16 protein-coding genes are annotated in these 22,210 nt (G+C 71.7%); 13 read left to right on the forward strand and 3 right to left on the reverse strand.

The annotated features are described in order from the left end of the window. Positions 1-113: 113 nt before the first annotated feature. Both WMF28_RS23075 and WMF28_RS23080 read left to right on the forward strand, forming a co-directional pair. Positions 114-1,649 carry a serine/threonine-protein kinase gene (locus tag WMF28_RS23075; RefSeq protein ID WP_437595405.1) on the forward strand — a complete coding sequence of 512 codons (1,536 nt, stop codon included), beginning with the start codon at positions 114-116 and terminating at the stop codon, positions 1,647-1,649. 332 nt (positions 1,650-1,981) lie between these two features. Beyond that, positions 1,982-2,476: a hypothetical protein gene (locus WMF28_RS23080; RefSeq protein WP_437595406.1), complete on the forward strand. Its 495-nt coding sequence runs from the start codon at positions 1,982-1,984 to the stop codon at positions 2,474-2,476. A gap of 68 nt (positions 2,477-2,544) precedes the next feature. On the opposite strand, the gene WMF28_RS23085 is transcribed toward WMF28_RS23080, so the two are convergent. Then, positions 2,545-3,702, reverse strand: coding sequence for a hypothetical protein (locus tag WMF28_RS23085; protein WP_437595407.1), 1,158 nt, complete (start codon positions 3,700-3,702; stop codon positions 2,545-2,547). A gap of 270 nt (positions 3,703-3,972) precedes the next feature. Between WMF28_RS23085 and WMF28_RS23090 the strand changes: the two genes are divergently transcribed. The 7 genes from WMF28_RS23090 (at position 3,973) to WMF28_RS23120 (ending at position 12,155) form a co-directional block, all read left to right on the forward strand. Beyond that, positions 3,973-4,455 carry a peroxiredoxin gene (locus WMF28_RS23090; protein ID WP_437595408.1) on the forward strand — a complete coding sequence of 161 codons (483 nt, stop codon included), beginning with the start codon at positions 3,973-3,975 and terminating at the stop codon, positions 4,453-4,455. 114 nt (positions 4,456-4,569) lie between these two features. Further along, the gene (locus WMF28_RS23095) at positions 4,570-6,558 is read left to right on the forward strand and encodes a DUF4139 domain-containing protein (RefSeq protein WP_437595409.1); all 1,989 of its coding nucleotides are present in this window, start codon (positions 4,570-4,572) and stop codon (positions 6,556-6,558) included. A gap of 373 nt (positions 6,559-6,931) precedes the next feature. Then, complete coding sequence (locus tag WMF28_RS23100) at positions 6,932-7,504, forward strand: hypothetical protein (protein WP_437595410.1); 573 nt, start codon at positions 6,932-6,934, stop codon at positions 7,502-7,504. Position 7,505: 1 nt separating this feature from the next. After that, on the forward strand, positions 7,506-8,738 hold the full coding sequence (locus WMF28_RS23105) for a matrixin family metalloprotease (RefSeq protein ID WP_437595411.1): 1,233 nt from the start codon (positions 7,506-7,508) through the stop codon (positions 8,736-8,738). A 551-nt stretch (positions 8,739-9,289) separates the two neighbouring features. Next, positions 9,290-10,174, forward strand: coding sequence for an SUMF1/EgtB/PvdO family nonheme iron enzyme (locus WMF28_RS23110; protein ID WP_437595412.1), 885 nt, complete (start codon positions 9,290-9,292; stop codon positions 10,172-10,174). A gap of 321 nt (positions 10,175-10,495) precedes the next feature. Continuing rightward, positions 10,496-11,359 (forward strand): mechanosensitive ion channel family protein, encoded by an 864-nt coding sequence (locus WMF28_RS23115; protein ID WP_437595413.1) that lies wholly within the window; start codon positions 10,496-10,498, stop codon positions 11,357-11,359. A 154-nt stretch (positions 11,360-11,513) separates the two neighbouring features. After that, entirely contained in the window at positions 11,514-12,155 is a 642-nt protein-coding gene (locus WMF28_RS23120) for an HD domain-containing protein (RefSeq protein WP_437595414.1), read from the forward strand. 2 nt (positions 12,156-12,157) lie between these two features. On the opposite strand, the gene WMF28_RS23125 is transcribed toward WMF28_RS23120, so the two are convergent. Then, the gene (locus WMF28_RS23125) at positions 12,158-13,117 is read right to left on the reverse strand and encodes a diacylglycerol/polyprenol kinase family protein (protein WP_437595415.1); all 960 of its coding nucleotides are present in this window, start codon (positions 13,115-13,117) and stop codon (positions 12,158-12,160) included. Positions 13,118-13,363: 246 nt separating this feature from the next. Here WMF28_RS23125 and WMF28_RS23130 point away from each other — a divergent pair, with 246 nt between their 5' ends. The 3 genes from WMF28_RS23130 (at position 13,364) to WMF28_RS23140 (ending at position 18,456) form a co-directional block, all read left to right on the forward strand. Beyond that, positions 13,364-13,588, forward strand: a complete 225-nt coding sequence (locus WMF28_RS23130) for a hypothetical protein (protein ID WP_437595416.1) — start codon at positions 13,364-13,366, stop codon at positions 13,586-13,588. Positions 13,589-13,770: 182 nt separating this feature from the next. After that, positions 13,771-17,718: a M36 family metallopeptidase gene (locus WMF28_RS23135; RefSeq protein WP_437595417.1), complete on the forward strand. Its 3,948-nt coding sequence runs from the start codon at positions 13,771-13,773 to the stop codon at positions 17,716-17,718. A gap of 114 nt (positions 17,719-17,832) precedes the next feature. Continuing rightward, positions 17,833-18,456 carry a carbonic anhydrase gene (locus tag WMF28_RS23140; RefSeq protein WP_437595418.1) on the forward strand — a complete coding sequence of 208 codons (624 nt, stop codon included), beginning with the start codon at positions 17,833-17,835 and terminating at the stop codon, positions 18,454-18,456. A 256-nt stretch (positions 18,457-18,712) separates the two neighbouring features. Here WMF28_RS23140 and WMF28_RS23145 read toward each other — a convergent pair whose 3' ends face one another. Then, the gene (locus WMF28_RS23145) at positions 18,713-20,734 is read right to left on the reverse strand and encodes a lipoxygenase family protein (protein WP_437595419.1); all 2,022 of its coding nucleotides are present in this window, start codon (positions 20,732-20,734) and stop codon (positions 18,713-18,715) included. 502 nt (positions 20,735-21,236) lie between these two features. Here WMF28_RS23145 and WMF28_RS23150 point away from each other — a divergent pair. Next, entirely contained in the window at positions 21,237-22,133 is an 897-nt protein-coding gene (locus WMF28_RS23150) for an SCE4755 family polysaccharide monooxygenase-like protein (RefSeq protein WP_437595420.1), read from the forward strand. Positions 22,134-22,210: the final 77 nt, after the last annotated feature.

The following is a 22,210-nucleotide window of genomic DNA, read 5'->3' on the forward strand; positions in this document are numbered from 1 at the left end:
GACGGTTCGGGGTGTTTGTTGTACGCTGTGCGCGTAGACGCCCGGAGGACCGCGCTGCGCGCACAGGACGCCTTCTCGGGTCGGCGGCTCGGCTGATTGGAGAGGGACCCCCGATGAACCCCGGACAGCACGTGACGAGCACGCTCAGGCTGGCGCGCGAGCTCGGGAAGGGGGCGATGGGGAGCGTGTGGGTGGCCGATCACCTCGCGCTCGGGACGCAGGTGGCGGTGAAGTTCATGTCGCCGGCCTACGCGGACCAGAGCGGCTTCGTGGAGCGCTTCCGGCGGGAGGCGATGGCGGCCGCGCAGATCAAGAGCCCACACGTCGCGCAGGTCTTCGATCACGGCGTCATGCAGGAGGGCGTGCCGTACATCGTGATGGAGCTGCTCGAGGGGGAGGACCTGAAGAGCCGCATCCAGCGGCTCGGCGCGCTCCCGCCCGTCGAGGTCGCGGGGATCGTCGCGCAGACGGCGAAGGCGCTCGGGCGGGCCCACCAGCTCGGGATCGTCCATCGCGACATCAAGCCGGACAACATCTTCCTGCTCGACGTCGAGGGCGAGGTGTTCGTGAAGGTGGTCGATTTCGGGGTGGCCAAGCGGGTCCAGGGCGCGCCCCAGGGCGACCTCGGCATGACGTCGACCGGGAGCGTGCTCGGCACGCCGCTCTACATGAGCCCCGAGCAGCTGCTCAGCGCGAAGCACGTCGATTTCCGCGCCGATCTCTGGGGGCTCGCGGTGGTCGCGTACCACGCGCTCACCGGGCAGGTGCCGTTCGTCGGCGAGACGCTGGGCGCGCTGTCGGTGGTGCTTCACACAGGGATCTTCACGCCGCCGAGCGCGCTGAGGCCGGAGCTCTCCCCGGCGATCGACGCCTGGATGAAGAGGGCGCTGGCGCTCGATCCCGCGGCGCGCTTCGGGTCGGCGCGGCAGATGGCGGAGGCGCTGGAGCACGCGGTCCTCGGGCTCGCGCGCACGCCGTTCACGAACGATCCCTCGTCCAGCGGAGATCGGGGGAGCCACGGTGGCGCGCCCGGGAGCGCGTCGCAGCCGGTGCTGTTCGGGGCGCCGACGCCGGCGCCGTCGGCGCCGGGCGCGCGGCTCTCGACCACCGGCACGCCGGGGCGGACGCTCGCCGGCATGGCGACCTCGGGGGCGGACGGGTCCCGCAGATGGGCGCCGGCGATCCTGGCGGCGGCGCTCGCCCTGGGGGCGGCCGTGTCGGTGGGTGTGTTCCTGGCGACGAGGCCGTCGCCCACCGTGGAGGTATCCCCCTCCTCGGACGACCCGGCCGCCCGGCAGGCCGCGCCGGGCGCAGCGCAGCCGGCTGGGCCCGCCGCGCAGGGCGGCGCTGCGGCGCCGGCCAACGCCGCAGCGCCAGGGCAGGCGGAGCCCGCTGAGCCCGGGACGGCAACCACGGCAGCGCCTGCGAAGGCGGCCACGGCAGAGGCCGTGGCAGGCGTGCAGGCGCCCCAGGCAGGCGCGCAGGCGCCCCAGGCAGGCGCGCAGGCGGGGGCGAAGCCCAGCGCGTCCGCGACGCCGCGCGGCGCCGCGGACGGCCGCGGACGGGTCGCGCCGCGGGAAACGGCGTCCGGCCGCCCGGCGGCGACGAAGCCCCCGCCCCCGCCGCTCGAGGATACGATCGGCTTCTGAGGCGGCCCTCGTCCTGCCTCGCTCCAGCCGCCCGGCGCCCTCGAACGCCGGCGGATGCCACCGGACCGGCCAGACGAGGCCTCCTGCAACGGCGTTCTTGCGCCATGCGCCTGCAAAACGCGGAATATCGCGCGGCGCAGGCGAGAACTTGGCATCGGAAGGCGAGGCAAGGCGGGCGCACTGCGGCATCCCGCCTCGCTCACCCCGGGTGCCGGGGCCGCAAAATCGGCGCGCTCGCATTGCTGCGCGAGAATTTCGAACTGGCATGGACCGTGCGGTATCCGCCACGGGGGCCTGGAGCGAGGGCGCGCTCACGCAAAGGAGGTCTCTTCATGGCGAAGCTCGTAATTGGCCTGGTGCAGACGCGCGAGGAGGCGGAAGCCGCGGCGGAACGCGTCATCGACTGCGGCTACACGCGACAGGACGTCAGCCTGCTGATGACCGACGCGACGCGCCACAAGTACTTCAGGGTTCCGGACGGAACGCCGCCGGCGCACACGGCGCACACGTTCGGCGCCGCGATCGCGATGAGCGCCGTGGTTCCCGACCTCGAATTCGTGGTGGCCGGCCCGCTGGCCGCCGTGGTGGCGAGCGCGGTCTGCGCCAGGCTCGCGGGCGGCCTGCGCGAGATCCTCATCACCGCCGGCGTCCCGAAGCGCTGGGCGGAACGCTACGAAACCGGCGTCAAGCAGGGCAGGATCCTGGTGAGCGTATTCGCCCACAGCGAACGAGAGGCCGGCGTGCTCCACAGGGTCCTTGACGACCCCGGCATGTACCCGGTCCGCCCCGCGATCCGCGGACGCCAGTCGTACGACACGTTCATCTGAGCGAACAGCGCGCAACCCGGCGCCTCACCTCCGCAGACGCGAGGCGCCGGGCGCGCCGTGTGTCGGGCTCAGCCCCCCAGGGACCTGAGCCGCGCGCGCAGCATCAGCGCCCCGATGAGGTCTTCCTCCGCGTCGCTCCGGCGCGACCAGCCCAGCGCGAGGTAGCGCAGGAGCTCGCCGAACGTCGGTCCGGCCGGCGCCGCGCTCGTGCCGCCGCGGACGACCCAGAGCTGCTCGCCGTCGGCCTCGAGCGCGACGGTCGCCCGCTGGGCCGCGCCGCCGCCGAGCGCCGAGCCCGAGAGCCGCGCGATCGGGTAGAGCTGCCGCGCCGCCGCCGCGTCCCAGCCGGGCTCGCGCTCGTGGCTGCGGAGCTCGTCCTCGCGGAGGAAGCGCAGCGTGCCCTCCACGGCGCCGATCGCGAGCTCCCGGTAAAGGTCCTCCGGATCCGCCGGATCGGCCCAGTCGTAGGCGCGCGCGAACGCCGTGTACGTGGCCGGCGGGGCGACGCCGCGGACGGGCGGCGGGGGCGCCGCCGGCGCGTCGCGGCCGTCCTCGCGCCGGAGCACCCGGTTGAGCCGCCTCACCTCGTCGGCGATCGACCCCGGCCCCGGCTCGACGAGGCGCACCTCGACCCGGCGCTCGGGCGCGAAGAGGCCGCCCATGAGCGCGCCGAGCACCGGGGCGCCCAGCTCGGCCGAGAGGAACGTCGAGCCGCGGTGCGGCCGGATCGCCCGGTCCGTGGCGTCGCGCTCCTCCTGCGCGGTCGCGACGTCCGGCAGGTCGATGTCGACCGCAGCGAGGTCGCTCCGATCGGGCGTCTCCACGCCGGCCTCGAGGCCCTCCTCCCCTTCCCTCACGAAATGGCGGACGAACCCGCTCGCCTCGAAGCGCCAGCCGTCGTCGTGGACGACCTCCTCCGAGAACACGAGCACGAAGATCGTCGCCCCCCGGTGGCCGAGCTCGGCGGCCGCGTCGAGCACGGCGACGGGTGGAGAGAGCTCGTCCTCGAAGAGCTCGATGAGGTGGTCGAGCTCGTCGCCGCCACCGGCGGGCTCGCCGCTCGCGTAGTACGCGGCGCAGTACCCGGGCACGCCCGGGAGCGCCGCGACGAACAGGCGCGGCGAGGCGACGCCCCAGCCGCCGAGCGCAACGGCAAAGCCCTGGGACAGCGCGCGGTCCGGGATGTCGGCGGGTCGAAAGATCAACGCAGCGAACGTGGTGGCCATGGGGCGCCCAGGGTAGCCGATCGCCCGCCCGCGGCCGGTGTCCGACGCGCTCCGCGCGCCTTCATGACCGCTTGCTCAAGTTCTCCGTGGTTCTCCGGGAGGCGAGCACGGTCCTCGGAGAGGATCCCGCCACCCGCGGCCGGGCGCCTGCCGGGAAACCACGAAGAGACCTCCGGAGCGGAGGAACCGGATGCCGGGCCTCGCCGGCGAGCCGCCGCGCGCCTCGCGGCTGCCTTGGACGCGGCGCGGCGCATCGGGTAGAGGACCCTCATGCTCGGTCAATCCACCCTGTCCGTCGGTGAGATCGCCCCTGACTTCACCCTGCAATCGCAGAGGCGAGAGGCGGTGAAACTCTCCGATTTCCGGGGCAAGAAGGCGGTCGTTCTCTTTTTCTACCCCAAGGACGACACCCTTGTATGCACCGCGGAGTCGTGCGCGTTCCGCGACCATTATGACGCGTTCGCGGAGGCCGGCGCCGAGGTCATCGGCGTGAGCGCCGACTCGGAGGGATCCCACGAGCAGTTCGCGCAGAAGCACCGCCTGCCCATGACGCTGCTCAGCGACCCCGGCGGGCAGACCGCGGCGCGCTACGGCGTGAAGCCGCTCTTCGGGCTCCTCCCGGGCCGCGTGACGTTCGTCATCGATCGCGAGGGGGTCGTTCGACATGCCTTCTCCTCCCAGCTCCGCGCGGCGAGGCACGTCGAGGAGGCGCTCGCCGTCGTGAAGCGGATCGAGGCCTCCGGCCGCGGTTGACAGGCGCCGGGAGCGGCGCCCGATCTCCACCCGTCGCCCGTCGTTGACGCCCTCGAGAGGGGCGTTATGAACCCACACGGCGGGGCCATCGCACGCCTCCGCCGGGGGGCGACGATGAAGAATGGATTGTGGACGACAGCGACGCTGGCGGCCGCCGCGATGGGTCTTTCCCGGCCGGGGGCCGCGGCGGACGCGCTCTCGCTCCGCCGGGTCGTGCTCTCGACCGGCGGCGTCGGGTATTTCGAGTACGAGGCACGCGTCCGCGGCGACGCCGAGCTCGCGCTCGAGGTGCGGCTCGATCAGGTCGACGACGTGCTGAAGAGCATCGTCGTCTACGACGAGCGCGGCGCGGCCGGGAACATCACGCTTCCCGGGAGGGAGCCGCTGCGCGACCTGTTCCGCGAGCTCCCGTTCGACGAGGGAGCGCTCGAATCCGAGGCCGCCCTGCTGAACGCGCTGCGCGGCGCCGAGGTGCGGACCCGGGGCTCCGAGGGGACCATCGTCGGGCGGATCGTCGCGGTCACGGCGGCGCAGGTGGCGCTGCCGGGCGGCGGCTCGGAGAACCGGCACCGGCTCGCGCTGATGTCGGAAGGCGCGCTGAGGCAGGTCGTCCTGGAGGAGACGGGCGGCGTGGAGCTCGTCGAGGAGCGCCTGCGACAGCAGGTCGGCGCGGCGCTCCTCGGGCTCGCGAGCCGGCGTCAGCGCAACCGCCGCGAGCTCGTCGTGCGCACGGCCGGAGAGGGCGAGCGGGTCGTCCGGGTGGCCTACGTCATCGAGGTCCCGCTCTGGAAGACATCGTATCGGCTGACCGTGCCGGAGGACCCGCAAACGACGGCCGCCGCGCTCTCCGGGTGGGCCATCGTGGAGAACCAGAGCGGCGGCGACTGGGACAGCGTGGATTTCACCCTGGTGTCGGGCAACCCGGTGACGTTCCGCCAGGCGCTCTACGAGATCTACTATGTGTCCCGCCCGGAGGTGCCCGTCGACGTCGCCGAGCGGGTGCTGCCGCGGCTCGACGAGGGCGCCGCGGCGCTCGCGGCCAGGGCGGCGCGGCTCGCGCGCTTTCACGCCGGCGCGGCCGCCGAGGCGCCCCCCGCGGCCGCCGAGAAGGGCGAGCCGGAGCGCGAGGAGGCGGCGACGCAGGTCGTGTTCCACTTCCCGGCGCCCCTCACGATCGCGAGCGGGCAGACGGCGCTCCTCCCGATCGTCGAGCGCGAGGTCCCCGCGGAGCGCGTGGGGCTCTACCAGCGGGAGGCGAGCGCGCGCAGCCCGCTCGCCTCGGTGCGGCTGCGGAACGACGGCGACACGAGCCTGCCGCCCGGCGCGATGACGGTCTACGAGCGCTCCGCCCGGGGGGTCGTCACCTACGTGGGCGACGCCCGGCTCGCGCCGCTGCCGCCGGGCGAGTCGCGGCTCGTGAGCTTCGCCGTGGACCGGAAGGTGCGTATCGATCGCGAGGAGCGGGCCGAGGAGGCGTTCTCGCGCGCGCGGATCCAGGGCGGGATGCTGGAGATCGTCCGGACCGCCCGCAAGGTGACGGTCTACACGATCGTGGGCGCCGCGCGCGAGCCGCGCGTCGTGCTCATCGAGCACCCGCGCCTCGCCGGCTGGGAGCTCGCCGAGCCGAAGAAGGGCGTCGAGGTGACGCGCGACCGCTACCGCATCCGGCGGGAGGTGGCCGCGGGCGAGACAGCGCGGCTCACGGTCGCGCTGGAGCAGCCCATCTCGCACACGATCGCGCTCACGAGCCTCTCCAGCGAGCAGATCGGGGTGTACCTGTCCTCGCGCGAGCTCTCCGAGGCGCTGCGCGCGGTGTTCGCGCGGATCGCGGAGCTCAGGGCGACGATCGAAGGCCGGCAACGCGCGCTCTCGGCGCTGGAGTCCGAGCTCGCGGCGCTGCGCGGCGAGCAGGAGCGCGTGCGCGAGAACCTCAAGGTCGTGCCCGCGGGGAGCGCGCTCCACGAGCGCTACCTCAGGACGCTCGGCGAGCAGGAAGACCGGATCGCGGCGGTGTCGGCGGAGCTCCCGGGCGCGCGCGAGGCGGTGGCCGGCGCCGAGCGGGCGCTCGCCGACTACGTGCGCGACCTGTCGCTCGCGCCCTAGCGCCGCGCGTCGAGCCGAGCTGCCCGCCCGAGGAGACGCTGTCCGTCGCGGCGCCAACGAACAGCGTCTCCTCGGATCGCCGAGGCAGCGGCCTTTGGGCGCTATCGAGCGCTCCGGGGCCACGTCGTGTCCCCTGGGTGCAGCAGCGGTAAAGGCCGAGCCCGTCTCCGGCTCCTCCGGCCGGCGCACCACCGCGCGAGCGACAACGACCCTATCCGCAGATCACGGCGTGACGCCGCGCTACGGCGTAATGATCCGCTGTCACGATAGATGCGCCGCGTCGCAGCACCGCGAGCACGAAGTCGGTGCTGCTTCCTGTGTAGCCGCCGGGCGCGCTTCGGGATAGAAAAGACGATCTTAAGGAGTCATCGACATGAAGAGAAGCGTGAACGCAGTGCTCTCCCTGTCTGCTGCCGTGGCGCTGCTGTGCCTCGGCACGCCTGCCGACGCGACGACGGCCGTCCTGCTCTCGCGCGAGGAGCTCGTGCGCAAGTCAGCGACGGTGGCGCGCGTGACCGTCGGCCAGTCGTACACGGCGGAGTCCGACGACGGGAAATCGATCGTGACCCGCACCGAGCTCACGATCACCCAGCCGCTCAAGGGAGGCGAGGCGGCCAAGGGGGGCGTGAAGGTGATTGTGCTGGAGCAGGTCGGCGGGACCTACAACGGCAAGACACAGCGGCTGCTGGGCGACGCCGCGCTCTCGCAGGGCGAAGACGCCGTGGTCTTCCTGCGCCCGGGCGACAAGGGGCGTTGGCACTTCACGGCGCTCGCGCTGTCGGTCTATCACGTGGACACGAAGGGCCTGGCGCGGCGCAGCCTCGAGGGGCTGCACCTCGTCCAGCGGACCGGGGGCACGTTCGTGCCCGTCAAGGCGCCCGCCGAGGAGGTCGAGCCCATCGAGACCCTCATGACGGACGTGGTCCGCTTCGCGGGAGTGAAGTGAGGTGAGGCGCCACGTTGCCCTCGCCGTCTTGCTCGGCGCCGCCTCGTTCCACGCCGCGGGCCGCGAGGCCGCCGCGTGGACGCCGCTCGATTCCAGCGTCCCTCGCTGGGGTCAGCTGCCCGTCAGCTACTACATCAACCACGCGACGATCCCGAGCGGGATCGCCGGCTTCGCCGTCGCCCGTATCGAGTCCGGGTTCGACGCGTGGTCGAGCCCGGGGTGTACGGCTTGGCAGGCCAACCTCCTCGGCGACACAACCGATCGTTACAACGTCAATGACGGCAAGAACGTGTTCCACTGGGTCAGCAACTCCTGGCCGAACATGCTCGGCGACGTCAACTCGGTCATCGGCGTCACGATGCCGGCCTGGGGGAGGTTCGACTACGCCATCGTGGACGCCGACATGGTCTTCAACAACGTCGGGTTCTGCTGGAACGACACCGGCAACGACGGCTGTGTCGACACACAGTCGATCGCGACACACGAGGAGGGACATTTCCTCGGCCTCGGCCACTCCAGCGAGCGGAGCGCGACGATGACCCCGTACTACGTCGTGGGCTCGTCGATGCGCACCCTCGAGGACGACGACGTCGAGGGCGTGTGCGCCCTGTATCCCAACGGCGAGACCGTGACCACGAGCGCCACGAGCGCCACGAGCGGCGGCGGCGACGACTGCGATAGCTGCTTCAACGGCTCGCTCGCGGACACCTGCAGATCGCAGTATGACGCCTGCGGCGCGTCGACCTCGTGCCGGGCATTCGCCGGCTGTTACGCCACCTGCCAGGACAACGCCTGCGTCGAGCGCTGCATGAGCGATCATGCCGCGGGCGCCAACATCTATCTCCGCATCATCGAATGCCTCTGCAACGACTGCTCGACGGAGTGCACCGCCGAGTGCGCCGGCGTCGAGGGCGGGGGCGGCAGCGGAGGAGGCGGCGGCGGGGGCAGCGGCGGTGCCGGCGGAGCGGAGGCGAGCAGCACGTCGACCTCGTCGGCCGGCGGCGGATCGACCGCGAGCGCGACAGCGAGCTCGTCGGTCGCCTCGGGCAGCGGCGTGGGCGGCGCCGACCCGCCGACCGAGGACCCGCCGGACGACGGGGAGTCCGGCGGCGATTCCGGGTGCTCCTGCTCGACGAGCGGTCGATCGGCCGATCTCGGAGGGCTCACGCTCCTCGGCGTGGTCGCCGCGCTGGGTTCGCGCCGGCGCCGACGCGAAGCGCTCGGTCGCGGGTAACGCTCCTCCCGGGTGAACCACGCCCGGTGGCGCCGTCCCTCCCTGCTCGCGGTGCGCGCGTCGACGATCATCCCACCGAGGCGCCCCCGCTCGCGCTGATCGAGAACCGTCGATCGCGCGTGGGCAAGGCGGAGCGTCGGCGGCCAGCCAGCCACGCAAGAACGACGTAGGGCGCGCATGTCGCGCGCGGAGCGTGTGCCGAGGTGGCCGCGCGCTGGCCGGCCGTCCTGGCCGACTGGGCGGCCACACAACGGGACGACGACAGACCGACCCGCCGCGTGGCCCGACAATTCGGGGCACGGCAGCAGGCCGAGATTTTGCACGCTCTCCAGCCAGGTCCCGACGCTCGCAGGAAGATCAAGGCGAGCTCGGCTCAATCTTGGCCCATGTATGTGCGCTAATGTAGGCAAACGTGGGAAGAGGTCAACGTGCGAACCCTGGCCATCACGGTAATAACGCTGCTCGGCGTCGCGGCCTCAGGCTGCGGCAGTCATTCGGACACGGAGGTGGGCGAAGCTCGAACCGTCGAGATCCGCGAGGTCTCAGGGGAGATGTCCGACCCCCCGCAGGTCGCGGCTCGGCAGGCGGAGGCCGCCGCTCCGCAGGAGGAGGAGGAGGAGGAGGTCGCGGCTCCGCAGGCCGAGGCCGACGGGCCGCTGGCCGATCTCACGACGAGCGAGGCGCCGGTCGCCCTGCCCGGATGGACCGAGGGGTGCCCGGGCGGGATGGTGAGGGTGGAAGGCGAGTATTGCCCCGCCGTGGTGCAAGAATGCCTCGAGTACCACCCCGAATGGACGAAGCGCCACGGTGAGCCGGGTGTGGCCGCCCGATGCGTGCGTTTCCGTGAGCCGTCGCGGTGCGTCGCCAAGAAGAACGAGAACCTCTCGTTCTGCATGGACCGGTACGAGTACCCGAACGTTCCGGGCGAGCTGCCCCGCACGCTGACCTCGTGGGAGCAAGCCGCCGATCTCTGCGCGGCAGAGGGCAAGCGGCTGTGCACCGAGGCCGAGTTCAACTTCGCCTGCGAAGGCCCCGAGGCGCTGCCTTACGCCTACGGCTACCAGCGGGACGCCGAGACGTGCAATCAGGACCGAGACTACCGCTTTCCGGATCACTCGCAGCGGCTGCTCCACTACGAAGCATGCCAGCAGAACGAGCGATGCGCCGCCGAGCTGTCACGCCTGGACGGCCGCGAGCCGGCCGGCGGACGCGCGGCGTGCGCCTCGTGGGCAGGCGTCTTCGATCTGAACGGCAACGCCAACGAGTGGGTGGTGCGCACCGATCAGAAGGCCCCTTATCGCAGCGGGCTCAAGGGCGGATGGTGGGGTCCGATCCGGAGCCAGTGCCGCCCGATGACGACCTTTCACAAGGAAGACGACTACGGCTACGAGGTCGGCTTCCGCTGCTGCGCGGACGTCGAGCAGCAGGCGACGTAGGACCAGCGGGTCCGTGGCGGCAACCTCACCTCCTGACCGCAGACGCAGGCGAGGGGACGAGCTCTCACGGGGGCCTGCGGGCCCCGGCGAGCTGCAAGGTGCCGGCGGCGACTCCAGGTGCAGGCAGAAGCCAGCTCCGCGCTCAGCTGATGTGCGCAGGCCGCAAGGCTGATGCTCGAAGATCTCTGTGTCCCCTCTCGCGGACCGACCGTACGGCGTGATAGAGGTGGCGGCCCGAGGGGAAGCTCGCACAAAGCGAGGCGCGCACGCGCCTTGCTCAGGGCCCCCTCGAGCGGCGCACACGCCGCCAGGAGGCTTGAGATGGACGAGAGAGTTCAGCGGTACGTGGATATGGGGGTGGCGCTCGGGATGAGCGTCGGCGCGAAGATCGTGGGCGCGATCCTGGTCTGGATCATCGGCCGGATGATGATCCGGGGGGTCCTCTCGGTGATGCAGCGCAGCTCCGCGCTGAAGAAGCTCGACGTGACGCTGGCTCATTACCTCGAGTCGGCGACGTCCGTGCTGCTGAACATCCTGCTCGTCATCGCGATGCTCAGCGTCTTCGGCGTCGAGACGACCACCTTCGCCAGCCTGCTCGCCGCGGTCGGCATCGCCGTCGGCATGGCGTGGTCCGGGCTCCTCTCGAACCTCGCGGCCGGCATCTTCATGATCCTCCTGCGCCCCTTCAAGACGGGTGATCTCGTGACGGCCGGGGGCGTGACGGGCACCGTACACTCGATCGGGCTCTTCGCGACCACCCTGGACACGCCCGACAACGTCCGCAACATCGTGGGCAACGGCAAGATCTTCAGCGACACCATCCAGAACTACAGCACGAACCCGTTCCGTCGCGTCGACTGCACCGCGCAGCTCGCGCACGGCGCGGATCACGAGGCGGCGATCACGCGGCTCAGGGCGCACCTCGCGCTCATCCCCAACGTGGTCAAGGTGCCCGCGCCCAGCGTCGAGATCCTGGACTTCACCCTCGCCGGGCCCGTGCTGGCCGTCCGGCCCTTCTGCCATACCGATCATTACTGGGACGTCTACTTCGCCACCAACAAGGCCATCCGCGAGGAGCTCGGCAAGCTGGGGCTCCCTGTCCCGAGCCAGCACGTGCACATCAACCAGCTCGCGGCGACATCTCCCCCGCGCAGCGCGGGCGCAGACGCGCACCCGGCGGCCTGACGCGCTGCCGCTCGACCGCGCGCGGCAGCCCGCGCGCGGTCGAGCGGAGACTTCGCGAGCGGCGCGCAGCGCGGGGTCCGCTGGGCGTAAGCCAAGACGCTGGCCCGTCCTGTCGTCATTGCCCGCGCTCGTCTCCGTGGATAAGAGGCGGGGGATGAACGACTGGGAAGCACGCTTTGCGAGGAAGCTCGAGCAGACCGACCTCGGCGATGATCCGGCCCACGATCTGGCGCACTTCACGAGGGTCGTCGCCACGGCCAAGACGCTCGCGGCGGACGAAGGGGCCAGGCTCGAGGTCGTCGTCCCCGCGGCCTGGCTGCACGATCTCGTGAACGTCCCCAAGAACGACCCGAGGCGCTCGCAGGCCTCACGGCTCTCCGCGGCGGAGGCGCTGCGCTTCCTCCGGAGCATCGCGTACCCCGAGGCCTTCCTCGCGGACATCGCCCACGCCATCGAGGCCCACAGCTACAGCGCGGGGATCGAGCCGAGCACCCTCGAAGCCAGGGTCGTCCAGGACGCCGACCGCCTCGACGGGCTGGGGGCGATCGGGATCGCCCGCTGCTTCGCCGTGGGCGGCCTGCTCGGCGTCCGGTTCTACGATCCCCAGGATCCGTTCGCCGAGCGGAGGCCGTGGAACGATCGCGAGAACGCCATCGACCACTTCCACGTGAAGCTGTTCAAGACCGCCGAGAGCCTCACGACGGCCGCCGGGCGTCGCGAGGGCGCGCGACGGGCGGAGTTCATGAGACAGTACCTCGCCCGCCTCGCGGTCGAGATCCGCGGCGAGATGCCCTGAGATCAGCCCGCGCCGGCGACGGTCACCGCGGCCGCCACGGCGACCGGGATCGTGAAGTTGTCGTCCATCCGCGACGAGAACAGCTCGGTGGCCGCCCCGGCCAGGCCCGCGACGGCGGCCAGGGCGAGCCGCGAGGAGAGCGACGCGGGGCCGAGCGCCCACATCACCGCGAGGGAGCTCAGCGCGCCGGCCGCGAAGCAGGCGAGCGTCCCCTCCAGCGATCGGCCGTCGCGCAGCCGCGTGCGGCCGAAGCGACGGCCGATGAGCGCCGCCGCCGGGTCGCCCACCGCGAGCACCACCACGGCGAGCGACTGGCTCAGCCGCGTCCCGAACAGCGCCAGCAAGAGGAGCGCCGTCACGTACCAGGTCGACGAGTTCACCCGGTAACGCTCGTGCGGGTGCGCCACGAACCGGAAGAGCCGCATCAGCCGATCGTTGACCCGCTCGCTCACCCGGCGGGCAATCTCCATCGACCACGCCGCCGCCGCGAACGCGCCGCTCACGGCCACCAGCCAGCCGCGCTCGGGCAGGAGCTGGATCAACCCGAGCACCGCCAGCCCCGAGCCCACGTGCCACAGGCTGCGCGCATGGTTCGTCGGCCTGACGCTCGGCGGCGCCACAACGACCCCCCGCAGCGTCAGCAGCAACGACTCGTACGCAGGCTGCACCTCCCGCTGGAACGCTATCCACGCCGCCTTGGGCGAGGGCGTGCCGGTCGGGGTCGCCCGCTCGACCGCCGCGAGCAACGCGCGAAGGCGCTCGCGGAGCCGCCCGAGCGTGCCCGCCGCATCGTCGCGCTCGGCGGCCACGACGAGCTCCCGGAGCCGCGACACCACCCGATCGACCCGGGCGCGCACCTCGGGCTCGTCCCGGAAGACGAAGACCGCGGGATCAACTTGACGCAGAAGAGCGCAGAGCTCTTCGGAGACGAGCTTGGTCTCGACGTGCAAAGCGTGGATCACGTTGGCTTTTGTGAGGATAGTCTCCGGAGCCCCGCGCGGCATGTCAGCGCTTCGTCATACCCGCAGGTGGGCCGGCTCGCTGCGCCCGAGCCGATGAGACGCGCCGCACGGCGTGACTGCGTACCCGCCTTCACGTTCGGACCCGCGCCGCAGGACAGACGCCCCATGAGACCGCGCCGCAGGGACCGCAGGAGCCGCCGCCCGCCCGGTTCACATGGCCGGATCCAGGATGAGGCCGCAGGCGCGATGGCCTCGCCTCCCGCCCCAATTGCCCAGGTCGCGGCGACCACGGCGCACGCCGCGACCGGCTCGCCCCAACTCGTCGGCAGCGACAACAACCTCGTCGGCAGCGACAACAACCACGCAATCCATGGATTCATGGAGTGTGGCGAAAGGTATCCTCTCTATTCCATTCCTGTCTCAAATCCGCCCGACTCGCGCCTTGCCAAGCACTGGGGCGAAATCGCATGAAAGGCACCTTACGACTCCGCAAGGAGCGCGAGCCGTCGCGCTTCCCCTGCACGCACGCTGCGGCTAGGGTGCCTCGCGTCGCGGATTCGACGGGTGGGCGCGAGGCGCCCTGGACGCAGCGCGCGGCCTTCGCGCGCGCGTCCGATAGGCGTCGTTCCCTCGGAATCGGAGAATCGAGGAACATGAAGGTTTCAGTTCGGTACACCGCGCTGTCGTTCGCGCTGCTCGCCGGGCCCCTCGCCCACGCGCGGGAGCGCCCGAACCACGATGCCTATTTCAAGGAGCCGCCGGCGCTGCCCGCCGGCGTGGCGCGCGTCGCGAACGAGGATGCGCCGGGCGTCGTCGTCGCGTCGACCGATCCGCAGCGCGGGGTGCCGACCTTCGTGTGGGCGACCTCGCCGGAGCACCGCCCGCCGGCCGCGACCCACAGCACGGCCGAGGCCGCAGCGCGCTGGTACGTGCAGCGGTACGCGCGCCTCTACAACCTGCCGCAGGCCGCGCTCGACACGGCCGTCGTGCGGCACGTCCACGACACCGGGCGCGGCGGCATCCTCGTCACGCTGGGCCAGGACGTCGACGGGGTCCCGGTCTTCCGCAGCGAGCTCGGGGTGCTCATGAAGCGCGACCTCGCGCTCGTCGCGCTCGCGGGCAACCTGCACGCGTCGGCCGTCTCGCTCCCGCCCGGCGCCGGCTCGCTGCGGCCCGGCTCGAAGCGCAGCCGCGCGTTCTCCGGCTCGCCGGCCCAGGCGATCGTCCGCGCCGTGCGCGACGCGCACCGCATCGACATCAAGACGGCCGACCTCCGCGGCCGGGGCGAGGCGAAGGGCGGGTATCGGCTCTTCGAGCTCGCGGACACCGCGCACGCGCGCCAGCGCGCCGGGAGCCTGCGCTTCACGCAGCCGGCGCGGGTCAGGAAGGTGCTGTTTCCGCTGCCCGACCGGCTCGTGCCCGGCTACTTCGTCGAGCTCATCTCGGGCGACGCCGGCAGCACGAGCTCCGGGGCGTATGCGTGGGTGTTCGGGGCCAGCGACGGGCGGTATCTCTACCGGGAAAACCTCTCCCACGCCGCCACGTTCGATTACCGGGTCTGGGCAGAGGAAGGGGGCAAGCACACCCCGCTCGGCGGGCCCCTCGCGGACATGTCGCCGCACCCGACCGGGCAGCCCGACGGCCATGTCCCGCGGTTCATCGCGCCGAGCCTCATCTCCATCGAGGGGTTCAACACGAGCCCGGACGGCAAGGCCGATCCGTGGCTTCCGGCGGACGCGACGTCGACCCGCGGCAACAACGTCGACGCCTACGCGGATCATCACGCGCCCGACGGGTTCTCCAGCGGCGATACGCGCGCGGCGCTCTCGGGGCCGGGCGCGTTCGACTACACCTATGACCCGCTCGCCGAGCCGCTCGCCGGGCCCGAGCAGATCATGGCGGCCGTCACCCAGGTCTTCTACGTCACGAACTGGCTCCATGACTGGTACTACGACTCCGGCTTCACCGAGGCCGCAGGCAACGGCCAGCGCGACAACCTCGGTCGAGGCGGCCTCGACGGCGACCCGCTCCTCGCCGAGGCGCAGGACGACGCGCCCGGCGGCAGCCGCGACAACGCGAACATGGACGCGACGTACGACGGCGCGTCGCCGCGGATGCAGATGTACCTGTGGTCCGGGCAGGACCTGCGGTCCCTGAGCGTCACGCCGCAGAACGCCAACTACGCGTCGAACACCGCCATGTTCGGGCCCCTGCGCTACGAGGTGACCGGTGAGCTCGCCCTCGGCGAGGACGACGCCGCGCCCCGGGGCGACGCGTGCGGGCCGATCACGAGCGACGTGGCCGGCAAGATCGCCCTCGTCGACCGGGGCGGGTGCACCTTCGCCGAGAAGGCGCAGAGCGCGCAGGAGGCGGGCGCCGTCGGCGTCATCATCGCCAACAACCGCGTGAGCGACGGGGCCCCGCGGCTCGCCGGCGACGCGCCCGAGGTGACGACGCCGGCCCAGAGCGTCTCGCTCGAGGACGGCAGCGCGCTCAAGGCGGCGCTCGCCGGGGCGCAGGCGCCGCTCGCGGTCACGATGACCCGCGAGCCCAGCGTGGAGCGCGACGGCACGATCGACAACACCATCGTGGCGCACGAGTGGGGCCACTACCTCCACCTCCGTCTGGTCGCGTGCGGCACGCAGATGTGCGGCGCGCAGAGCGAGGGCTGGGCGGACTTCATCGCGCTGCACATGGCGCTGCGCGATGGCGACGACCTCGACGGCGCCTACCCGCTCTCGAGCTACGGGAGCGCGGCGATGGGCGACAGCTACTTCGGCATCCGCCGCGCGCCCTACTCCGTCGACTTCAGCAGGAACGGGCTGACGTTCAAGCATATCTCGGACGACGAGCGCCTCCCCGACCACCCGCTCAACGTCTCGGCTCCCCAGAACTCCGAGGTGCACAACGCCGGTGAGGTCTGGGCAGCCATGATGTTCGAGGCCTATGTCGCGCTGATCCGGCACGGCGACGGCCTGACCCCGCCGCGCGCGTTCGAGCAGACCCGGCGGAGGATGAGCGATTACGTGGTGGCGGGCATGAAGCTCGCCCCGGCCAACCCGACCTACACCGAGCAGCGCGACGCCGTGCTGGCCGCCGCGCTCGCCAGCGATCAGGGCGACTTCCTCGCGATGGCGGAGGCGTTCGCGCGGCGCGGCGCCGGCACGTGCGCCGAGTCGCCGCGCGCCGACTCGCACGGCCTCTCCGGCGTGGTCGAGAGCTTCAAAATCCAGCCCGAGATCGCGCTGGTCCGCGCGGAGCTCGACGACAGCGCCGGCTCCTGCGACCGCGACGGGCTGCTCGACGCGGAGGAGTCCGGCACGGTCGCGATCGAGATCGTCAATCGCGGCACGGCGCCGCTGACCGGGGCGGTGGCGTCCATCGAGGGGCCGGGCGGCGGGGTGAGCTTCCCGGAAGGCGCGCGCGTGTCGTTCGGCGACATCGCGCCGTTCGCGACCGGGACCGCGACCGTGGCGGTGAAGCTCGACCGGAGCGTGAAGCCCGCCGAGGACCTGAAGCTCCGCCTGACGCTGAAGAGCGCCGAGGCGTGCACGCCGACGCGGGTGGAGGCCCTGGTGCGCCGCGTGAACTACGACGAGGTCCCCGGGTCCTCGGCGGTCGACGGCGTGGAGACGCAGAGCACGACCTGGACCGTCGAGGGGCTCTCCAGCGAGCTCGTGTGGTCGCGCGCCGAGGCGGACGCGCCGAACCGCGTGTGGCGCGGCGTGGACCTGGCGAGCCTGTCCGACGCGGCGCTGGTGTCGCCGGCCCTGGAGGTCAGCGAGACCGAGCGCTTCGTGCTGACGTTCGCGCACCGGCACCAGTTCGAGGCGAGCGACGGCACGTCCTGGGACGGCGCGGTGATCGAGATCAGCGCCGACGGCGGCGAGACGTGGGTCGACCTCGCGAGGACCGCGGATCCGGGCTACAGTGGGAGGATCACGAGCGAGTCGGGCAATCCGCTGGCCAGGCGGATGGCCTTTGTCGGCGAGAGTCCGTCGTGGCCCGAGGCCGACAGGGTGTCTGTCGACCTGGGGACCGCGTTCGCCGGGAAGACGGTGCGGGTGCGGTTCCGCGTGGGCACCGACGAGGCCGCGGGCGACACCGGCTGGGAGCTCGACGACATCGGGTTTGCGGGCCTGAAGAACAAACCGTTCGCGACGCTCGTCGAGGACACCGCCTCCTGCCAGAGAGGGCCGGTGGCCGACGCCGGAACGGATCAGGCGGTCGCGATCGGAGAGCTCGTGACGCTCGACGCGTCGGGGAGCTCGGATCCCGAGGAGGACGAGCTGACGTTCTCCTGGACGCAGACGGCGGGGCCGGCGGTCGAGCTGACCGGCGAGGGCGCGCAGACGACCTTCGTGGCGCCCGAGGTGGCCGCGGCGACGACCTTCGCGTTCGAGGTGAAGGTCGGCGACGGGATCCTGGAGGCGACCGACCAGGTGAGCGTGGTGGTCGATCCGGCGATGGAGCTCGCGCCGGAGGGGTGCGGGTGCGCGATCCCGGGGGGAGCGCCGCGCGCTCCGCTGGGCGCGCTCGGCGCGCTCACGGCGCTCGCGGCGCTCGCGATGCGGCGGCGGCAGCGCGGCGTCGGGGGGTGATCCCCGCGCGAGCGCCGGGTAAGGCAGGAGATCCCCCCATTGACGCCCGCCGCCGGGCCCACCACGGTGGCCGACCGCATGGGAACCAGCAATCCTTCGCCCTCCGAGCCCGCCATGTCCGCCGAACGAGCGCTGCAGCGGCTGGCCGAGGGCAACCGGCGCTTCGTGGACAACATCCGCAGCGAGCACGTCGTGCTCGGAAAGCGGGCGCGGGCCGCGCTCGTGGACGGGCAGCAGCCCTTCGCCATCGTCCTCTGCTGCTCGGACTCCCGGGCGCCCGCCGAGCTGATCTTCGATCAGGGGCTCGGCGAGCTGTTCGTCATCCGGGTGGCGGGCAACGTGGTGGCGCCCTCGCTGATCGGCAGCGTGGAGTTCGCCGCCGCCGCCTTCGGGACCCGCCTCGCGGTGGTGATGGGCCACTCGCGCTGCGGCGCCATCGAGGCCACGCTGAGCGAGCTGCTCCAGGAGGAGCACGGCGGTCCCCTCACCGACAACATCCGCGATATCGTCGAACGCTGCCGATCCCCGGTGGAGACGGTGCTGAGCGCCGCCGGCCACGACGCTGCCAGGGACTTCCTGCTGCGCGAGGCGATGCGGGCGAACGTGCGCAACTCGTGCGACCACCTCCGGCACGGCAGCCGCCTGCTCGAGCGGCTCTGCGCCGAGGAGGGCATGAAGATCGTGGGCGCCGAGTACGCCCTGGAGACCGGCGAGGTGACGTTTTTCGAGCGCACGTGAAGCCCGATCGCGGCGCCTCGGCGTGCTCCGGGACGCCGGCGCTCACCGGGCCTCGCGCAGGAAGCGCTCCACCGAGCTGGTCGGCTGCATGCAGCCCGGGAGCAGCAGCTTCAGCGGCGAGGCGATCCCCACCGGCAGGGTCCGCAGCGGGCGAGCAGCGATGTCAGGCAGAGCCGGGCTCCTCGCTCGAGGTGGCGCATCGGGTTCTTCTGCGCGCCTTCTGTCCGGACGACAGCGTCCCCGCTCGGCGACCGCCTCAGATATTGATGCTCTGCGGGATCTCGGACGGCAGGAGGACGACATACGGGACGCGCTGAAAGTTGCGCTTGCCGATGATCGTCTCGGTCTCGATCAGCGCGCGCTGGAACGCCTCGAGGGGCTCGCGGACCCGCGCGTCGGTGAAATAGCTGCCCGGGATGTTCCGGTCGTAGTCGCCGAGCCGCGAGTAGTAGACCCCGCCGAGGAGCGTCATCACGTTCAGCTGGAGCAGCGCCTGCTGCAGGGGCGGCAGGTGGTGGTAGATCTCCGAGGACGGCAGACCCGTTGTGACGCTCGGCGCCGGGGCGTAGGCGGCGAGCGGGAGCGCCGGGGTGAAGCCCATGATGAAGCGCTGCGGAAAGTTCACCGCCGCATGCTGGGCGCTGGCGGTGAAGATCACGTGCGTCAGCAGATCCGCCAGGTAAGCCACGGTGCGGATCGCCCCGTCCTCGCCGATGTCTTTCAGGGCGCAGCCCGTCGGCGAGGACAGCTCGGCGATCCAGCTCTGTAGCTCGTAATCGCCCTGCACGTCCGCATCGCTGGTATAATAGACGGCGAGGTACCGCGACACCCACGGGTGGATCGCTCCCCAGAGGAGGATCGCGTCGTCGCGGTAGGGGTAGATCGGCAGGGCATCCGGATCGTCGACGCCCCGGCGCGCGAGCGCCGCCGGGAGGAACTGCTCATTGACGCTGTAGCTCAGCACGGAGTCGACCGCGAGCTGGGTGGACGACGCGATCGTCCCGGCGAGCAGGTTGTCCACCGGGCCTCCCGGGGCGATCAGATCGGCCTCGGCGGCGTCGTTGATCGCCAGGGTGCCCTGGAAATGCGGGGTGAGCAGGACGTTCACCGGGTGCTCGGGGGCGAGCTGCCGCGGCGTGGCCATCGCGAACGCCTCGATGACGAGGTGGGTCTGCCCGAGGTGGGAGATCAGCTCGTGATAGTTCCCATCGGCGACCTGCACGTGGAGCTTGGCCACCTCCCACCCCACGCCGTCCGACGGCGTGAAGATCGGGCTCGCCGCGCCCGGCGTCTGCGCGCACTGGATGGCCACCGGGCGGAGCAGACGGCCAGGCGAGCCCGCGGCGGGCACCGCGAAGAGCGCGAGCGGCGCCTCGACGTACTTCTGCTGATCCGGCGCGGTCCCGGGCACGAGCTGCGAGAGCGCCTTGTAGTCCGCCAGGTAGAGGCGCCCCTCGTCACCTGCGCTCGCCAGGGAGTCGTTCTTGCCCATCACCGATTGATACTGGGCGTCGGTCACGGGGAAGCTCGGCCCGGGCGACGCGACGCGCCTGAGCACGAGCGGGTTCGGCCCCGCCACCCGCATCCAGGCGAAGATCGTGTCGTCCTGATAGACGCTCACGATCTCCGGCAGGCGGAACGTCTGGAACTCCAGGACATAGTCGTACACGCTGGTCGCCTGCCCGTACAGCCCGACGAAATCGAGAAGGAGCTTCCCCGCGGCGCTCCGCAGCGTCTCCAGCAGCGCTTTGATGATGTCACCCGGCTTCTCGATGGGACGGTCCATCGTGCCGGGGGCGTTGCCCACCGCGCCGCACTCCACCGCCGTGACGATCTGCTGCGCGGCCCCCCCGAGCCGCGCCACGGGCGGCCGGCGCGGGGGCGGCGCGGGGGCACGCTCGGGCTCGCCGTGGAGCGGCGTCAGCCAGAGGGTGAGCTTCCGATGGCGTTGCTTCAGATCGTCGAAGACGCCCTGGATCCTCTCGCGCGTCACCTTGTCCATCGGGGCGCCGTCGGCGGTGCGAAGTGAGCCGTCCGCAGCCACGAGCTTGGACGCCTTGGCCACCACATTGCCGACGAGTTCGAGAACCACGAGCGCCGCCGACCCCACCAGGATGGGGGCAAAGCCCTGTCCGTTCGGAACGCACTGAGCCACCCCGAGGGGCGCCAGACGGGTGTTGTGGTTGTAGACGTAGGTCTGCTGGGCTTGAGCGAGCTCGTTTTTGCGCTGCTGCTGCTCCGCGGGAGAGTCTTTCTGCGGCAGGGACGGGTTACTCATGATGCCCTCGATGTTGTGTTGAAGGAACTGCAATGAGCGCCACGCTACGACGGGTTTCCACTGCTGGCAATCCGGCGCGTTGCCAGATCTGCAGATCGGCAGTTGAGAAACGCCGGCCGAGCGCCCCGTCCTCACGTCCACAGGAAACGAGAATCGACCACAAAGGAGAGAGGGACATGGCTGCGGCGACGTCCGGATTCCACGGCGAGCTCCCTGGCCCCGCGCTGTCGTCCCGAGGCCGACGCTCGGCCCGGCTCGAGCAGGGTGAAGTGGGCGTGGCCGCGGCGCGCTTGCCGTGCGGCGGCCGCTGACAGCGGCGAGTTCAAGCTTGGGTGTCGTCGTCGCGGCGAGATCGAGCTTATGTGTCGCTGCCGCGTGCCGGTTCGGGCTTGGCGGCGGACAAGCGGTGGTGGAGAGTAGCCGCCCGCGCCGTCCTGGGAGACGAACCAGCAAGGCCCGACGGGCGCGGCCCCGAGACCACCTCCTGACCCAGAGAAATGCGATGCGAATATCACGAACGAGACTCAAGGCGCCATGGCGCGCGCCCGCGGCGGCGGCCCTCGCCGCGGCGGCCCTCTCCGCGATCGACCCGGCCGTGGCTCACGCCCACTTCACCCTGCTCGAGCCGGCTTGCTACTCGGAGCAAAATAACCTGGGCGACCCGCAGAAGAGCGCGCCGTGCGGCCAGGCGGACCCCGGGAAGCCGGTCGAGCTGACCGGGGACGTGACCACCTATGTCCAGGGTGAGACGATCACCCTGACGATCCAGGAGACCATATTTCACCCGGGCCATTACCGCGTCTCGATCGCGCCCGATCCGGAGTCTATCCCCCCGGATCCGGAGGTGACCCCCGGCTCCACGCCGTGCGGCTCCACCGTGATCGAGACAGATCCGCAGCTCCCCCTCGTGGCGGACGGCCTGCTCGTCCACACCGCGGCGATCACGGGGACGCAATCCGTCGAGATCAAGCTCCCCGATGATCTCACCTGCGAGAACTGCACGCTGCAGGTCAGCCAGTTCATGTCAAACCACGCGATCAACAACCCGGGCGGCTGCTTCTATCACCACTGCGCGACCATCACGATCGTCCCGCGTGAGGGTGAACCCGCGGGGTCCGGCGGCGCAGGCGGCAAATCCGGCGAAGGCGGCGCTGCATCGAGCAGCAATAGCAGCGGCAGCAGCAGCTCCGGCGACGGCGGCACCGCGTCCGAGGGCGGCGGCCCCGGCGACGGCGGCGCCGCATCCACCGGCGACGGCGGGAGCGCCGGGGCCGAACCGTCCGATTCTTCCTCTTCGTCCGGTTGTGGATGCCGTGTCGGCGCCGCCGAGAGGCCCACCGTCGCCTACGTCGCAGGCCTGCTTGCGCTCGGGCTCCTGGGCTGGCGCCGCCGCCGCTGAGCCCGTGTGGGCGCGCGAGGCGACCGGCGGCGAGCTCGTGAGATCCTCCGAGATCATCTGAGCCTTCGTCGCGGTTG

Origin of the sequence: Sorangium sp. So ce590, assembly GCF_051521365.1 — a bacterium.
In the GTDB taxonomy this organism is placed as follows: Bacteria; Myxococcota_A; Polyangia; order Polyangiales; family Polyangiaceae; genus Sorangium.

Bases quoted from the DNA above. Each gene is read 5' to 3' on its own strand.
- WMF28_RS23130 (WP_437595416.1), top strand. From the start codon at position 13,364: ATGGCCTCGCCTCCCGCCCCAATTGCCCAGGTCGCGGCGACCACGGCG.
- WMF28_RS23100 (WP_437595410.1), top strand. From the start codon at position 6,932: ATGAAGAGAAGCGTGAACGCAGTGCTCTCCCTGTCTGCTGCCGTGGCG.
- WMF28_RS23145 (WP_437595419.1), bottom strand. From the start codon at position 20,734: ATGAGTAACCCGTCCCTGCCGCAGAAAGACTCTCCCGCGGAGCAGCAG.
- WMF28_RS23085 (WP_437595407.1), bottom strand. From the start codon at position 3,702: ATGGCCACCACGTTCGCTGCGTTGATCTTTCGACCCGCCGACATCCCG.
- WMF28_RS23120 (WP_437595414.1), top strand. From the start codon at position 11,514: ATGAACGACTGGGAAGCACGCTTTGCGAGGAAGCTCGAGCAGACCGAC.
- WMF28_RS23090 (WP_437595408.1), top strand. From the start codon at position 3,973: ATGCTCGGTCAATCCACCCTGTCCGTCGGTGAGATCGCCCCTGACTTC.
- WMF28_RS23115 (WP_437595413.1), top strand. From the start codon at position 10,496: ATGGACGAGAGAGTTCAGCGGTACGTGGATATGGGGGTGGCGCTCGGG.
- WMF28_RS23135 (WP_437595417.1), top strand. From the start codon at position 13,771: ATGAAGGTTTCAGTTCGGTACACCGCGCTGTCGTTCGCGCTGCTCGCC.
- WMF28_RS23095 (WP_437595409.1), top strand. From the start codon at position 4,570: ATGAAGAATGGATTGTGGACGACAGCGACGCTGGCGGCCGCCGCGATG.
- WMF28_RS23075 (WP_437595405.1), top strand. From the start codon at position 114: ATGAACCCCGGACAGCACGTGACGAGCACGCTCAGGCTGGCGCGCGAG.
- WMF28_RS23140 (WP_437595418.1), top strand. From the start codon at position 17,833: ATGTCCGCCGAACGAGCGCTGCAGCGGCTGGCCGAGGGCAACCGGCGC.
- WMF28_RS23110 (WP_437595412.1), top strand. From the start codon at position 9,290: ATGTCCGACCCCCCGCAGGTCGCGGCTCGGCAGGCGGAGGCCGCCGCT.
- WMF28_RS23150 (WP_437595420.1), top strand. From the start codon at position 21,237: ATGCGAATATCACGAACGAGACTCAAGGCGCCATGGCGCGCGCCCGCG.
- WMF28_RS23080 (WP_437595406.1), top strand. From the start codon at position 1,982: ATGGCGAAGCTCGTAATTGGCCTGGTGCAGACGCGCGAGGAGGCGGAA.